The sequence below is a fragment of the Paenibacillus sp. FSL P2-0136 genome (genome assembly GCF_037975325.1).
Classification (GTDB): domain Bacteria; phylum Bacillota; class Bacilli; order Paenibacillales; family Paenibacillaceae; genus Paenibacillus_AQ; species Paenibacillus_AQ silagei.
Genome location: NZ_CP150244.1, coordinates 6,942,758 through 6,957,253, shown reverse-complemented (window position 1 = coordinate 6,957,253; position 14,496 = coordinate 6,942,758). Strand labels below are relative to the sequence as shown.

Here is a 14,496-nt window from a genome sequence, read left to right as displayed (position 1 = left end):
GGTATTTGAGAACTACGAACGAAGAGGAGGTGAGTCCGACTGATGAAGGCCATATTGATTGACGATGAGAAGCCGGCGCTGCAGCATCTGGAGCGTATGCTCCTGAAGGATGGGCGTCTTACAATCACCGGGAAATTCACCTCGGCACGCCTGGGACTTGCGCATCTGGAACGGGAGAAGGCGGATATTGTATTCCTGGATATCGGGATGCCGGAGATGAACGGGCTGGAAGCAGGTGAATACATTGCCGGTATGGACCGGAACACCCGGATTGTCTATATTACCGCATACAGCGAGTATGCGATCGAAGCCTTTGAACTCAATGCAGCGGATTATTTGCTGAAGCCGGTGACCTCCCAACGGTTAAACAAAACCCTTGAGCGTCTGGAAGTCGGCAAGGAGAGCGCTGAAGTGAAGATGCCGCCTACACCGGCGTCTGCGGCGCCTGTCAAGGAGCTGTCAATCCTCTGCTTCCACCGGCTTGAATTCACAGACAGCACGGAGCCGGGGCGCAAAATGCAGTGGAGAACAAGCAAGGCGCAGGAGGTCTTCGCCCTGCTGCTGCATAACCGCGGCCAGTGGATACTCAAGGACACCATTGTGGATCTCGTCTGGCCCGATTTCAAGCCCGAGAAGGCCGTAACGAACCTGCATACCACGGTATACCATATCCGCAAGCTGCTGAAGGCTTGGGATATGGAGGTGCTCGTCGAATTCTCGCAGGAGCGTTACAGGCTGACCAAGGAGCAGGTGCTGCTGGATGTGGAGGAGTTCGAGCTGGGCTATGCCGGCACGCCTGTGGAGTCAGAAGAGGAATGGCTGCGCCGGGAAAAGATATTGAAGCTGTACCGTGGAGACTACCTGCAGGAGCATCATTACGACTGGGCAGAGATCCGGCGCAAGGAGCTGCAGGTCCGGTATATCCGCATGGCGCTGCATTCCGCCGAATATGAGCTGTCCTCCGGGCGTCCCCGGCTGGCGCTGGAGCGGCTGCTGGATCTGCAGGCAGCCGATCCTTATTCCGACCAGCTCTGCAGGCTGATCCTGCGAAGTTACGCCGACCTGGGGGATTTCATCGGATTCAGGACACACTACGATAAATACAAGGAGCTCCTGGAGAATGAGCTGGGCATCCGCCCTGACCAGGTCATGGACAGCTGGGTCCAGAAGGTATTGTAAGCCCGTAGCCGGCCACTGCAAAACTGCTTGTTGTCATTATTATTTATATGCTGTGGTATACATATTCAAGGCTGCGGGAATTGAAACGAAAGCGTAATGACAGCGTATCAGAAGCATACGAATATTCAAGAGGAGATGGAGTGGGAATGGATAACGGGTTGAAGGTCATCCTGTTCGAGAAGCTGCCTGAAGGCGACCTGCAAATGATTGAAGAGCGCGTCTGGAGCATGAATATGGTTACGGCACTGGAGCATGTCAATTATATTGTCGTTGGCGGACGTGAGTTCGAGGCGGTAGAGGGAAGACTGAATGTAGATGAAGGGAAGCTGGAGCTTCTGCTGGTTCCCATGCGTACAGAAGGTTAAGGATGAATACCAGGAAAGGAGGCCCCAAGTTGGCAAAAGACGAAGATGCTAAAGAACCCGCAATCAGCAGGCTGTTCACGCCGGACGGCAAACCGGTCCGCGTATTATCCACCTCGCTCGGCATTGCGCTGCTGGCTAACGCTTTATTCATTCCGGGAGGTGCAGGCGCAAGCGGCACAGGCGGCGAGGAGCCTAAGCTGGTCTCCTGGTCTACTGAGGAGGTTAAGCAATATTTCGACAAGAATGTAGACTGGAGTATTCCATATCCGGAAGACCAGGAAGAGAAGGTCCAGGAAGGGCAGGGGGCTGTAACCTCCGGCGGCACGACAGTAATTAACAACTACGGCGGGTATAACTCAGGGTTTGGCTGGGATGATGTGCTTCTGTACCACATGCTTTTCAATAGCGGTTCGTTCTACTCTTCCAGAGGCTGGTACAATGACCGGCCTACTTATTATGGAGGTACACGCAATACCTATAAGCCGCCCTCCTATAATAGCGGACGATTCCAGAACAAGCCGGTGGCCGGCTCGGTGGTGAAGCCGAAGACCTCAACTTCATCCACCGGCTCCATTACCAGAAGGAATACCTCTTCCAAATCGGGCGGCATCGGCGGCACCTCCAGCGGGCTGGGTTCGAATAAATCCAAATCCGGCTCCAGTAAAAGCTCGGGCAAAAGCTCGGTGCGCTCCGGCAAGAGCGGGTTCGGCGGATGATCCGGGCGGAGCAGGCATTCGAATATATAGACCAGTCCGGTCTGGAACGAGCTCCCCGGGTTGAGCGGCTGCATGAGCTGGGCTTCACCTGGGCCGATCTGGAGGACGAGGAATACTGGCTGGATGCGGTGGCTGTGATGCGCAGCGAGACCTATCAGGAATTGAAGGAAGCCGCCGCCGCGCTCTGGGCGATTCTGGATAAGGCCGTGCGTTATGTCCATCTCAGACATGATCTGTACGATCTCCTGGGGATTCCTCCGGTGCTATGGCATATGCTGGATGACTGTCCATTGCCGGAGCCGGGACTGATCAGCCGGTATGCCCGGTTCGATTTTGCCGTGGCAGGGGATGGCACGATTAAGCTGCTGGAGCTGAATGCGGATACTCCGACCGGCTATGTGGAGGCCTCCATTGCAACGCCGTGGATCTGCGCGGAAGCAGGCGTCGGAAACGTGAATGCGGCCATGAAGCAGCAGCTTGCCGCAGCCTGGGGCGTGGAGCGCCCCGACACGGTAGCCTGTGTGGATTATGGCAGCCATGAGGAGGACAGCGGAACGATTGAGGCGCTGGCCGCGCATAGCGGACTGGATGTCCGCTGTGTCGATTGTCTGGATCTGTCGATTGATGAGGGTGTGGTCAAGGACGGAGAGAACCGGATCATAGAGCGGATGTTCGCGCTGTACCCGAAGGAGTGGATGGCCGTAGATGAAGGCGGCGAGGCTCTGGCCTATGCCATTGAGAGCGGGAAGCTCCAGCTGTTCAACGGACCGCATAGCATCATCCTCCAGTCCAAGGGGCTGATGGCCGCTGTCTGGGGAATGTATGAGCTTGGCCTGCTGTTCACGGAGCCGGAACGCGAGGCCATCTCCCGGTACATCCTGCCGACGTACAATAAGGCGGTGTTCTCAGAGAGCTTTGTATCCAAATCCGTATTCGGCCGCGAAGGCGGATCTGTTCGGATCTTTGATGACAGCGGCGCGCTTGAGATCGAGGACGAGGAGGGCTACGACAGCAGCCAGCTCTTCCCCGTGGTCTATCAGAAAAGGGCAGAAATGGCCCGGATCATGACGGCGGAGGGTGAGCTGCACCTGCTGACCGGCATGTTCGTCATTAACGGAACGCCCTGCGGGCTGCTTGGCCGGGCCGGCGGGCCGATTACAGGCAATGCCAGTCATTTTATCGCGCTAGGAGTGAGGGGGCTTGAAGATGTTCAAGGATAGAGAGGGGCATGCTGCCGGGCGCAGAGCCCGGGGCACCCTGCTGACTACAGTGCTGCTACTGGCGGTTATGGTGCTGAGTGCATGCTCAGCGAACAGCGGCAGTGTATTTCATACCGGCACTGATACGTCGGATAGTGTATCGCGTGTACCATGGGATTACCGGGTGGTGGAGGGCAAGGTTGGCGATCTGGTCGGCAGCGATATGACTATATTGCCGGATAATGAGCTGCTCCCGAACGACGGGAATTATGCTACAGGCGACACCGTCTGGACGCTCCAGTTCATGGATGCCGAGCTGATAACGGACGCTGACCAGAAAAATGAGATCAAGCTGTCCGCCTGGACGACACTTAAGTCTTACGCCGACCAGAAGGCGGCCACAGAGGATCTGGCTAATCTCAAGGTATCCATCACAACGGATGTGGACCTGGTTGGAGTGTACAAGACGGAATACCAGAGCAAGACCAGAAATTTCGCAGTGCTGGAGCTGCCTTCCGGCAACCGGATCAAGCAGCCGATTGACGACAAGCGCTATACCGCGCTGGAGAAGCAGAAGAAAGTCTCAGTGGTGCTGGAGGAAGTACATGATTTCGCCGACTATGATTCGGCCTATGCGAAATTTCGGGGGTGGGCTAAATGACGATCGTAATTAATCTGGTGGTTAGTATTCTGACCATTGTTCTGCTTCAGGTGCTGGGTATGGTGATCTTCGCGCTCATGACTCCATTCAAGGATATGGAGGAGCTGAAAAAGGGAAATATTGCGGTAGGCCTGGCGTTCGGCGGCAAGTTCCTGGCTACGGCGGTAATTCTAGGCGTGGCCGCTTACACCAATACCTCCATCTGGTTCATGATGCTCTGGTTCGCTGTGGGGTATGTCTGCCTGATCGCTTCTTACTGGATCTTCGAGCTGTTCACGCCCGGCTTCCGGATTTCAGAGCAGCTGGAGAAGGGAAATGTTGCGGTCGGCGTCATGCTCTGCATGGTGTTCATCGGGACGGCCTTTGCGGTCAGCAGTCTGATTATTTAGGTAGACTCGATTGGCAGGCGGGCGGCTGTGCCCCGCAAGGGACTCGGCGCAGGCTGCTGCCCGCCGGCTCAATTCACCCGGGAGGCAGGGATGAGCATTGCATTTTCTAATCCAATTATCCGGCAAGCTGCTTCATCTCAAGAAGAAGTCCATTGCCTTTATTATTCTGGCCTTCATTCTTCTCAGCGCAACCATCGCCTTCCTGCTGGAGCCGGACACGTTTCATAGCTGGTTCAACGCCTTTTATTGGGTGATGACCACCATGGCTACCGTCGGGTATGGCGATTACTTTGCCGCTACCGTCACAGGCAAGGTGTTTACGATTTTCTTATATATCTTTGGCATCGGTCTGCTCAGTCTGGTGATCGGCAAGATTATCGATGCCATGGGCGAGATGCAGCGCAGGAGAGGAGCCGGAACGTTGACCTTTCACGGACAACATCATGTCGTGCTGATTAACTGGAACCGCAAGACACAGGCGGCAGTAGATGAGATTCTGTGTTACGACAAGGAATGCAAAGTGGTCATTATCGATGAGAACGGACGGCATCCGCTGGAAGCCATGGAGCAGGTCCACTTCATCAGCGGCGATGCGGCAAGCGATGACATTCTGCTGAAGGCGAATATCGGGAGCGCCAGAGCAGCGATTGTGTTCAGCGACACCCGTATCGACGAAGCTTCCTTAAGCGACGGCAAGTCGCTGCTGATTGCTTCCAGCATTGAGCGGATTGCCCCGCAGGTACATACTACCGTAGAGATTATGCAGGAGAAGAACATTAAGAACTTCAAGCATGTGCAGGTGAACGAGTTCGTGCTCTCCCATGATGCGATCTCCAGACTGGCGGTGCGCTCTGCGCTGCAGGAGGGCAATTCTGAGGTGATCACCCAGCTGCTCAGCCGCGAGCACGGGGATGATATCTATGAGATTCCCCGCCGCAGCGGCTGGACAACCTATGGGGAGGCCTTTCAGGATCTGCTGCGTCAGGGGGCGACTCTGCTGTCCGACCGGGGCGACCTGGGCATTAACCGCAAGCTTGACCGGCCGATTCCGGCAGACGCCAGACTCTACATCGTCGCCGATGAGGCCACGTACCGGAGAATTAAAGAGAGCTAGAGATAATACCTAAGCATTCATAAGAGCTGTTCCGGTCATTAAGACATGGAGCGGCTCTTTTTTTTGGCGGAAAAGGAGAAATATGTGAAGGCGACACATAATGTTCGAACAAACAGTAAATAATGTGACAATAATTACCGTTATATTAGTATGGATCAATTGGTAGTTGTCATTTAAGGATGTGATCGATTGGAAAGCAGATATAGCAAGGCTGCTGTTCTGGGGATGTCGCTGCTCCTGCTAACCTCCTGCGGCGGCAATCAGGCCGGACCGGCGCCATCCTCTCCCGTCTATACTCCGGCGGTCTCTCCCGCAGGGACTACACGGCCGGATGAAGCGCCGCAGCTTGAGCCTACACTGGAACAGCAGGAATTATACCATTTCATAAATACGCAGCTTACAGGACCCGACGGGGTATATACGAATCTGAAGGAGACCTCTGAATCGGCAGAGGTGGCTACCGGTCATGAGATTCTGAGCGAGTCCGCTTCTCTCCTGATGGAGACTGCGGTCCGGACCCGCAATCAGGAGCTGTTCGACCGGCAGTGGAAGACGGCCCGCAGAATCTTCGATATGGAGGGCGGCTTCAGCTACCGCTACAGTCCCAGGCAGCAGAAGCGTTACCCCGTGAATGCAGCGGTGGATGACCTGCGGATGATCGGAGCGCTATATGAGGCGGGGCAGGCATTTAACCAGCCGGAATATACCAGAGAAGCCGATAAATATGGAGAACGTTTCTATAAAAACAACACTAAAAAAGGTTACATTTATGACATCTATGACAATTATTTGAAAATGGTCAACGGATTCGTAACTTTGTGTTATATTGATCTGAGTGTATTGCAGAAATTGTCGATATCTAGCGAATTACAAGAGAATTTGTTGAAGAATATGAGCGGTATTTTGGAGGAGGGATATTTGTCCGATTCTTTTCCATTCTATGAGACCCGCTTCGATTACAAGAGCGGACAGTACAGCTCTGAAGGCATCAACTCGGTAGAATCTCTGCTGACAATTCTTCATCTGGCAGAGATCGGCCGCGAGCGGCCGGCAAGCATCAGCTACATCAAAGCTCAGGTCGCAGCGGGAACCTTGTTCGGACAATATACACGTGAGGGCAAGCCGGCTAATGATATTCGTTCAACAGCGGTCTACGCGCTCACAGCCATGATTGGAGCTGTGTTGGAGGATGGTGAGCTCTATCAGTCCAGTATGGACCGGATGAATGAATTCAGGGTGACAGATCCTCTGAGTCCGCTATATGGCGGCTTCGGTGATCCTGCCTCCGGGCAGGCCTACTCTTTTGACAACCTGATGGCACTGCTGGCGTACTCCTATAAGGCTCCATAATATAACCAAAAAGGGGAATCGGAATGATAAACAACCTAGAGCTTACATCGACCCGGCCCGGTATCACGTTGGCTGGCTTTCGGATTACTCCGGCCTTTGCCGCCGCGTTCTGCGTGCTGCTGGTGACGGCTATTTCGCTGTTTACCTCCCCTTATATCGGCATGGCGGATAATGGAGACTTTTACCGGATTATCTATAGCAACGGCCTTTATTTCAATGCTCCGGACTATGACAGCCAGTACTTCGGCTATTTCGTGAAGCAGTTCGGAATCTTTCAATATTTCAACGAGAACAGCACGATGGTGGTCTCCTCCCAGTCCCTGTTTATCAAGCTGGCTATTTTCGTCAACAAGCTGTTTTTCAGCCGCGAGGTCTTCGATATCCGCTTCCAGGCTGCAATCTACACCTTGCTGTATGTTGCCGCAGTGTACTTGCTGGTTGAAGCGATCACGCTGAAAATGTCACCAAAGCGGGGGATGGCAGTCGCGGCGCTTGCGGTGTTCATTTTCGGGGATACAGGCTACACCAACTACTTCAGCTCCTTCTTCGGCGAGAGCCTGGTGATGGTGACCATGATTCTGGTGTTCGCCTCCTGGCTGCTACTGTACCGGAAGAGATACAACGATTATGCCATGCTGGCGATCCTGCTGATCAGCACCCTGATTCTGACCACCTCCAAGCAGCAGAATGCTCCGGTGGGGATGGTGATTTCCCTGCTCTCGATTCCGCTGGTGCTGATCCGCCGGGACAAGCTATTCCGCTGGGTGACACTGCTGTCGGCCGGTCTGATGATGTTCGCCGGAATTGCAACGTATCTTAATATCTCCAAAGAGTTCGTGAATATTAACCAGTATCATGCGATGACGCGTGGGGTGCTGATGGAATCCAAGAATCCGGAGACTGCGCTCGGTTCCTTCGGGATCAATGAACAGTACGCGATTCTCAAAGAGAATACGTACTATGACCAATACGGGACGGTGGATGTGAAATCCGAGCTGCTGGATAAAAATTTCTACAGCCGTTACGGCTTCGTCTCCATTCTGACCTATTATGCTTCTCACCCGAATGAGCTGGGCTCAATCCTGGATACGGCTGCTGAGAGTGCCTATAAAATTAAGCCAGCGGCTATGGGGAACTATGAGCTGTCCGCAGGCAAGGAGTTCCGGGCACAGAGTCATTTCTTCAGCTTGTACAGCACACTTAAGGAGAAGCTGGCCCCTCGTCCCTTCGCCTTCATTCTTCTCTGGATGGCCGTAACGATAGGGGTCTATATGCCATCGTTCGTCCGGTCCATCCGTACCCGGGATTTCCGGGGGATGCAGCGTCTGCTGGTGATTCTGGCAACGATGCTGGTCGGACTGTCGGGTATCGTAGTCTCCATTATCGGGGCGGGTGACGCGGATATTGCCAAGCATGAATTCCTGTTCACCCTGGCCTTCGACCTGATCATCTTCCAGACGGCTGCGAGCGTAATCGGCCGCGGAATCTCATCACGCAGATCGGTGCCGTCTGCGCCGTCTGCACGGCCGCTCAAGGAATATCCGGCACTGAATAAAGGGGTGGGCATGTGAGACGCAGAGGAATCGTCATTCTGCTGTTCATTGTATTGGCGGGTGATCTGCTGCCGTCTGCCGGTCCGGCATCCGCTGCCGCTTCTCCGGCTCCGGCGCAGCGGATTCTGCTGCTGTTCGACAGTCTGGCGAAGAATTCAGGCCAGCAGGGGAATGTGGCCGAGCTGCAACGGCTGCTTGCCGCCTACAGCGCACAGGTCACGCTGAAGCCTATTTCCTCTTATGAGCCGGGCGGCATGAAGGGCTATTCCGGCGTGATCACTGTGATTAACAATGATGAGCTTGAGATTACGAATCAAGACTACCTTCAGGAAGCAGCCGGGTACAAGGGGGCTATGCTGCATGTTGGATATAGACCGCCTGCCCGGATGCAGCAGACGCTGCGGTTGAAGACCGGGGTATGGCATAGAGCGGGCGCAAGCCTCTCCATCGGCGGATTCACCGGAATCCCGGTGGAGGTCGAAGGGATGCCATATATCACCGCTTCGGACGCGGGGCGTTCTTATGGAACGTGGTCCTCATCAGATGGGGGGGCGCAGCTGCCGTTTGCGGTAAGCAGCGGCCGCTCCGCTTACCTGCCTTATCTGAAGCAGGGCGATTTCACAGCTATAGCTGCGGCCTATGTGCTGAAGGATTGGCTGCACTATACCGCACAGCCGCAGATGTATCTGGTCATCAAGGAGATCTATCCCTTCTCGGATCTGAATCTGCTGGAGCAGATGGCAGACCGCCTGTATAGAAGCGGTATTCCCTTCATCGCCAGTGTCCGTCCGGTATTCGCGAATACGGATTTCCCCGCTATGAAGCGGTATCTGGAGGCGCTCAGAGCCGTCCAGTCCCGCAACGGCAGCATCGTGGTCAATGCCCCTGCGGTCAGACCGCCGATTAATTCGAATGACCGGTCCCTGCGCGGGAAGATGAATCAGTTCATTAATGTGCTGGCGGAAGGGGGCGTGGCACCGCTCGGCGTTGCTGCCGAGAGCTACTGGACGTATGACAAGGAGTATTCGGCCGCAGGCATGGGGTTCTTCAATTCGGCGGTGCTCTTCCCGGACGGAGAGACCCATTATATGGAGCAGACAGACACCTCAGCGGCCTTCTCTTCTTCTCTGTACAGTCTGCCCCCGGCGCTGCTGCAGGGAGTTGGCAGAACAGGAAAGGCGATGCCGGAGCTTCCGCTGAATACGGCGGTGACGCTGGACCTGCCGGAGGATGAGCGCGGGCTGGAGGAACTTCTGCAGAATCTGAATGCGGAATGGTATACCTTCGCAGACTATAAGCAGGAGGCGCATACGGTCCGCACGGATAAGCACACTCTTGAATCTGCTGACGGGGTGATCCGCTTGGATGGCAACACACTGGATGTCGATTATACCCCGCAGAAGGTCGCCGTTGATTTCCAGTACAAGGAGAAGCAGGCGACAAGCTTCAACAGACTGTTCAGCGTGCAGAATCAATTCTTCATCATCGTGATCCTGGCTGCGTTGCTCTTGTTCGGCGGCCTGCTCACTATCGGCTACAGAATGTACCGCAGGAAATATTTGAACAAGTAATCCGGGAAAAATATAGCGAGTTTAGGAGAATACTATGACGATCTCAGACGTATTGATGGTGATCGCGGTCATCTGTATCTGGTCCCTGCTGCTGGTGAATGTGATGCTGATTATAGCGGGGTATCTGTACTACATTCAAACGGAAAACGAACCGGTGCCTGAGATTACCGGGGAGCATCCCATGGTGACGATTATGGTTCCTGCTCACAATGAGGGGGTCGTCATCAGCAAAACCGTGGAATCCCTGCTGGCACTGGATTACCCGCATGACCGGTATGAGATTATCGTCATCAATGATAATTCGTCAGACAATAGCGCTGAGCTGCTGGATGCTATCCAGCAGCGGAATCCGCAGCGCAAGCTGATCATTATCAATACGGACGCCGTCACAGGCGGCAAAGGGAAATCCAATGCGCTCAATATCGGCTTTACCCGCAGTAGCGGGGAGCTGATTGCGATCTATGATGCCGACAATACGCCGGAGCGCACGGCGCTGAAATACCTGGTGGCAGAGATTATGAATGATGCCTCCCTAGGGGCGGTTATCGGCAAGTTCAGAACCCGCAACCGGGATGCCAGCCTGCTGACCCGGTTCATTAATATCGAGACTCTGTCCTTCCAGTGGATGGCGCAAGCAGGGCGCTGGAAGCTGTTCAAGCTCTGTACGATCCCGGGAACGAACTTCATTATGCGCCGGACCATTGTCGAGAGTATCGGCGGCTGGGATGTGAAGGCAATTGCCGAGGATACGGAGATCAGCTTCCGCATTTATATGATGGGCTACCGGATCAAGTTCCAGCCGAAGTCGGTCACCTGGGAGCAGGAGCCGCAGACGGTGAAGGTATGGTTCAAGCAGCGGACACGCTGGGCGAAGGGCAATATCTATGTCATTGTGAAGAACCTTCCGCTCCTCATCGACCGGAAGGCGGCGAAGATCCGCTTCGATATTCTGTATTATGTCTCGATCTACTTCCTCCTGCTGATCTCGCTGGTCACCTCGGATATTCTGCTCGTGCTGCATGCCATGGGGTATGTACATACCACCATCGCCGGGCTCAGCAGCTTCCTGTGGCTGCTCGCTATTGTGCTGTTCGTGGTGGGGATCTTCGTTACCCTGACCACAGAGAAGGGTGAGATGAGCCTGTCGAACCTGTGGATTATTCTGCTGATGTACGTCTCGTATTGCCAGCTCTGGATGGTAGTGGCCGCTTACGGGCTGTACAACTATTTCAAAGACGTTATCTTCAAACGGGAAGCCAAGTGGTACAAAACCGAGCGGTACTAGTGCGCCGGAGGTCCAGAAATAAGATGTCAGGAGATACGGAACATGATGAAAAAACAGATCCTAACAGTGCTGCTCTGCCTCTCCCTCTTCCTGGTTCAAATCCCTGCGGCACAGGCGGCGGTGCTTCCCGGTGAAGCGGGAGCAACGTATGAGACGCTGTTCACCGGCGATGTCTCGCTGAGGGGCTCCAGCTCCCAGCAGCAGTTCTTCACAGTCATGGATTACTGGAATGTGGATCAAGTGATGATCAATCTGCAATTCCAGACCTCACAGATCAGTGAGGATAAGCTGTCGAGCGTAACACTGTCGCTGAACGGCATTCCGTTCTATTCCTTCCGGCCGTCCCTGGACAATAACGGGCAGCAGAGCCTGAGTGTAGAGGCGCCCAAAGGCTTCCTGACTAAGGGCAGCAATACGCTGCGGATACAAGGGAGCTTAAGAACCACGACGGGCGGCTATGAACTGTGTAATATCGATGATATGCAGGACAGCTGGCTGCATCTGTTCAACACCTCGAACATTGCTGTGAATTATACACCGAAGCCCATTACTGGAGGCATTCAGGATTTCAGTGCCAGATTCTCAGGAATGGATACGGTAAAAAATGAACAAAGCCTGCTCGCCGTGCCGCAGAATGCCAGCGGGGCAGAGCTGGAAAGTGCTACCTACGCCCTCTCGGGATTCGCCAAAGGCAACACGCTGAACGACAGAACCATTCCGCTGCTGCCTTATCGCGAAGATACCGTCAAGGACAAGAGTGCAGTAGTGCTGGTAGCTACGTATGATCATCTGCCGGAACGAATAAAGAAGCTGGTGAGTACGGCGGACGACCTCGGCACCCATGCGGTCATTCAGCTGGTGAACAAGGATTCCCTGCCTACACTGGTGGTGACCTCGAGGGACGAGAGCCTGCTGATCAAGGCCGGACGGCTGATGGCAAGCCGGGAGCTGATGAGCCAGCTCCGCAAGGATCTGAAGGTGGTTACTAATGCTACCGATGTAGTGAACCCTGCGCCGGCCATCAGCTCGAACATTACGTTCACGGAGACGGGGGACAAGCTCACCGGGCCCAACCATCAGGAGCAGACGTATTTCGTCTCTCTCCCGTCCAACCGCTCCATTGCGGATGACGGCAGAATCAGCCTGGATTTCCGGTATGCGGCGAATCTGGACTTCAACCGTTCCCTGGTGACCGTGAGCATCAATAATACGCCCATCGGCAGCAAGAAGCTGACGAAGGAGCTGGCCAACGGTGATGTGCTGAATCTGAATGTGCCGCAGAGTCTGAATATCTCCGGCAACTTCACCGTGACGGTGGCTTTCGATCTGGAGCTTGCGAGCATGCTCTGTACTCCGAACAAAGAGGAGATGCCGTGGGCTTATATCAGCAAGGAATCGCTCATGCGCCTGAACACGAAGGACCGCACCGACCTCCTGCTGAGCAATTACCCGTATCCGTTCCTGCGGGACGGCATCTTCAACCGTGTGGCGGTGGTGCTGCCGAAGGAGAGGGATGATTACACCTACCGGAGCCTCGGGAATGTCTTCAATATGCTCGGGCAGTTTGCCGGAGGAAATACCGGTGATGTCCACTTTTACAGCGATAACGCAGGAGCGGATAACCTGAAGGACAACAATATTATTGCGATCGGGAGCTATAAGAATAATAAGGTGATCCGTGACAACAACGGCAAGCTCTTTTTCAAGTATAACAAGGACGGGTCAACCCTCCTCTCCAATGAGAAAATCGCCCTCGACGAGCAGTACGGAGCCGCCATCGGCACGCTCCAGCTCCTGGAATCCCCTTACGAGAGCGGACGCGGCCTGCTTGCGGTCACTGCGGTCAGCTCTGAGAGCTACTTCGTAGTCTCCAAGCTGATCGGGAGCGAGAAGGACAGGTGGAGGGTGTACGGTGACGGCGTTGTGGCGGATAAGGACGGCACGGTGAATGCCTACCGCTTCAAGACGGTCTCCGGCGCTAAGACGGACTCTCTGGTCTCGCGGGTGATGGAGCGCAGCGATGTACTGGGCTTCGTGACCGCAGCGGTGATGATCGTGACGCTGGTGGTCGTGGCGCTGATTCTGATGCTGCGCAAACATAAGAAGAAACGTGGTGATCAAGCGTGAGACGTAACCGCAGCAGTCTAACCTCGGATCTGGGCTTCCTGGCCTTTCTGGTTCTGATCTTCGCCTGCATCGTATATATCGCGGGCTCACCGGATAACTACGTCCAGAACATTATTATTCTGAATGTATCGTTCATCCTGGCGCTGGTCACGTATTTCACCACGGTCACGGCGGGACTGACGCTGAATCTGGCGTTTGTCTTCGGCTACGGCTTCTTCGTGGTCTATCAGACGGTATCGCAGGGCGCATCGATCGGTGTAGAGACATATTTCTGGCTGATTATGACCCCGCTGCTTACGGTGGTGCTGTGGGTCTTCACCTCAAGCACCCGTGAGCTGCAGGCGGAGAATGAACGGCTGCTGAAGCGCACGAATAATCTGGCTGCGGTGGATGAGAATACGGATCTGCGCAACAGCATTTCTTTTCAGAAGGACGCCAGCCTGTTCACCGGAATCTCGGTCCGTTATAAAATCCCGCTGACGCTGCTTGTGGTGAAGGTGAAGTACTGGAATGAAATCCGCCGCCTGATCCCGGAAGAACAGCTGTCCGAAGCCATCTATGATGTCTCCCAGCTCAGCCAGTCGAGCATTCGTACCAATGATGCGCTGTATCTGCTGGACAAGGAGGATGCTACCTGGGGCCTTCTGCTCTTCACGGACCGGGAAGGGGCCAAGATTGTCATTGAGCGGATCAAACAGCGGCTGCAGGAACTGAATGACTCGGAGTTCTCCGGCAAGTACAAGGTCACCCTGGGGCTGAAGATCGGTGCAGTGGAATATGCGGCGGACACCATCGAGAATCCGCTGGATTTCATCGTCCAGGCCAAAAAGGAACTGGAATACGATGTATAATGAGTGGGAGCAGGAAGTCCTGCAACCAATCTGACAGGAGGACTGGACGATGGATTTGGGTCTTGAGGGGACAGTCCCTGCTGATCGACGGCGGAATGGTAAAATCCCTCTAGGACAGGCTCTTGACTCAGCGGCT

General features: G+C 54.6%; 13 protein-coding genes. All 13 read left to right on the top strand.

The genetic code is table 11. From position 1 onward, the window contains the following. Window positions 1-42 precede the first annotated feature (42 nt). The 13 genes from NYE26_RS29625 (at window position 43) to NYE26_RS29565 (ending at window position 14,360) form a co-directional block, all read left to right on the top strand. Window positions 43-1,179 carry a response regulator gene (locus NYE26_RS29625; protein WP_339252173.1) on the top strand — a complete coding sequence of 379 codons (1,137 nt, stop codon included), beginning with the start codon at window positions 43-45 and terminating at the stop codon, window positions 1,177-1,179. A gap of 146 nt (window positions 1,180-1,325) precedes the next feature. Next, window positions 1,326-1,544: a hypothetical protein gene (locus tag NYE26_RS29620; protein ID WP_036691939.1), complete on the top strand. Its 219-nt coding sequence runs from the start codon at window positions 1,326-1,328 to the stop codon at window positions 1,542-1,544. A gap of 29 nt (window positions 1,545-1,573) precedes the next feature. Beyond that, entirely contained in the window at window positions 1,574-2,260 is a 687-nt protein-coding gene (locus tag NYE26_RS29615) for a hypothetical protein (RefSeq protein ID WP_339252170.1), read from the top strand. After that, complete coding sequence (locus NYE26_RS29610) at window positions 2,257-3,480, top strand: glutathionylspermidine synthase family protein (protein ID WP_339252168.1); 1,224 nt, start codon at window positions 2,257-2,259, stop codon at window positions 3,478-3,480. Before NYE26_RS29615 ends, NYE26_RS29610 begins: the two co-directional genes overlap by 4 nt. Continuing rightward, window positions 3,467-4,120: a hypothetical protein gene (locus tag NYE26_RS29605; RefSeq protein ID WP_209868705.1), complete on the top strand. Its 654-nt coding sequence runs from the start codon at window positions 3,467-3,469 to the stop codon at window positions 4,118-4,120. Before NYE26_RS29610 ends, NYE26_RS29605 begins: the two co-directional genes overlap by 14 nt. Continuing rightward, a complete protein-coding gene (locus NYE26_RS29600) occupies window positions 4,117-4,509 on the top strand; it encodes a DUF350 domain-containing protein (RefSeq protein WP_036722734.1) in 393 nt (130 codons plus the stop codon). The genes NYE26_RS29605 and NYE26_RS29600 overlap by 4 nt, the downstream gene beginning before the upstream one ends. Before the next feature lie 97 nt (window positions 4,510-4,606). Further along, window positions 4,607-5,623 carry an ion channel gene (locus NYE26_RS29595; protein WP_339252165.1) on the top strand — a complete coding sequence of 339 codons (1,017 nt, stop codon included), beginning with the start codon at window positions 4,607-4,609 and terminating at the stop codon, window positions 5,621-5,623. A 189-nt stretch (window positions 5,624-5,812) separates the two neighbouring features. After that, window positions 5,813-6,973 (top strand): hypothetical protein, encoded by a 1,161-nt coding sequence (locus tag NYE26_RS29590; RefSeq protein WP_339252163.1) that lies wholly within the window; start codon window positions 5,813-5,815, stop codon window positions 6,971-6,973. Window positions 6,974-6,996: 23 nt separating this feature from the next. Next, on the top strand, window positions 6,997-8,544 hold the full coding sequence (locus tag NYE26_RS29585; RefSeq protein WP_339252161.1) for a hypothetical protein: 1,548 nt from the start codon (window positions 6,997-6,999) through the stop codon (window positions 8,542-8,544). Next, entirely contained in the window at window positions 8,541-10,097 is a 1,557-nt protein-coding gene (locus NYE26_RS29580; RefSeq protein WP_339252160.1) for a hypothetical protein, read from the top strand. Before NYE26_RS29585 ends, NYE26_RS29580 begins: the two co-directional genes overlap by 4 nt. A gap of 34 nt (window positions 10,098-10,131) precedes the next feature. Beyond that, on the top strand, window positions 10,132-11,382 hold the full coding sequence (locus tag NYE26_RS29575; RefSeq protein ID WP_036722729.1) for a glycosyltransferase: 1,251 nt from the start codon (window positions 10,132-10,134) through the stop codon (window positions 11,380-11,382). Between the two features lie 42 nt (window positions 11,383-11,424). Continuing rightward, window positions 11,425-13,509 (top strand): cellulose biosynthesis cyclic di-GMP-binding regulatory protein BcsB, encoded by a 2,085-nt coding sequence (locus NYE26_RS29570; protein WP_339252157.1) that lies wholly within the window; start codon window positions 11,425-11,427, stop codon window positions 13,507-13,509. Further along, window positions 13,506-14,360 (top strand): diguanylate cyclase, encoded by an 855-nt coding sequence (locus NYE26_RS29565; RefSeq protein WP_076081509.1) that lies wholly within the window; start codon window positions 13,506-13,508, stop codon window positions 14,358-14,360. Before NYE26_RS29570 ends, NYE26_RS29565 begins: the two co-directional genes overlap by 4 nt. Window positions 14,361-14,496 lie beyond the last annotated feature (136 nt).

Excerpts from the sequence above, each read along its gene's own strand:
- NYE26_RS29625 (WP_339252173.1), top strand. The coding sequence starts at position 43 with ATGAAGGCCATATTGATTGACGATGAGAAGCCGGCGCTGCAGCATCTG.
- NYE26_RS29600 (WP_036722734.1), top strand. The coding sequence starts at position 4,117 with ATGACGATCGTAATTAATCTGGTGGTTAGTATTCTGACCATTGTTCTG.
- NYE26_RS29620 (WP_036691939.1), top strand. The coding sequence starts at position 1,326 with ATGGATAACGGGTTGAAGGTCATCCTGTTCGAGAAGCTGCCTGAAGGC.
- NYE26_RS29605 (WP_209868705.1), top strand. The coding sequence starts at position 3,467 with ATGTTCAAGGATAGAGAGGGGCATGCTGCCGGGCGCAGAGCCCGGGGC.
- NYE26_RS29585 (WP_339252161.1), top strand. The coding sequence starts at position 6,997 with ATGATAAACAACCTAGAGCTTACATCGACCCGGCCCGGTATCACGTTG.
- NYE26_RS29570 (WP_339252157.1), top strand. The coding sequence starts at position 11,425 with ATGATGAAAAAACAGATCCTAACAGTGCTGCTCTGCCTCTCCCTCTTC.
- NYE26_RS29575 (WP_036722729.1), top strand. The coding sequence starts at position 10,132 with ATGACGATCTCAGACGTATTGATGGTGATCGCGGTCATCTGTATCTGG.
- NYE26_RS29610 (WP_339252168.1), top strand. The coding sequence starts at position 2,257 with ATGATCCGGGCGGAGCAGGCATTCGAATATATAGACCAGTCCGGTCTG.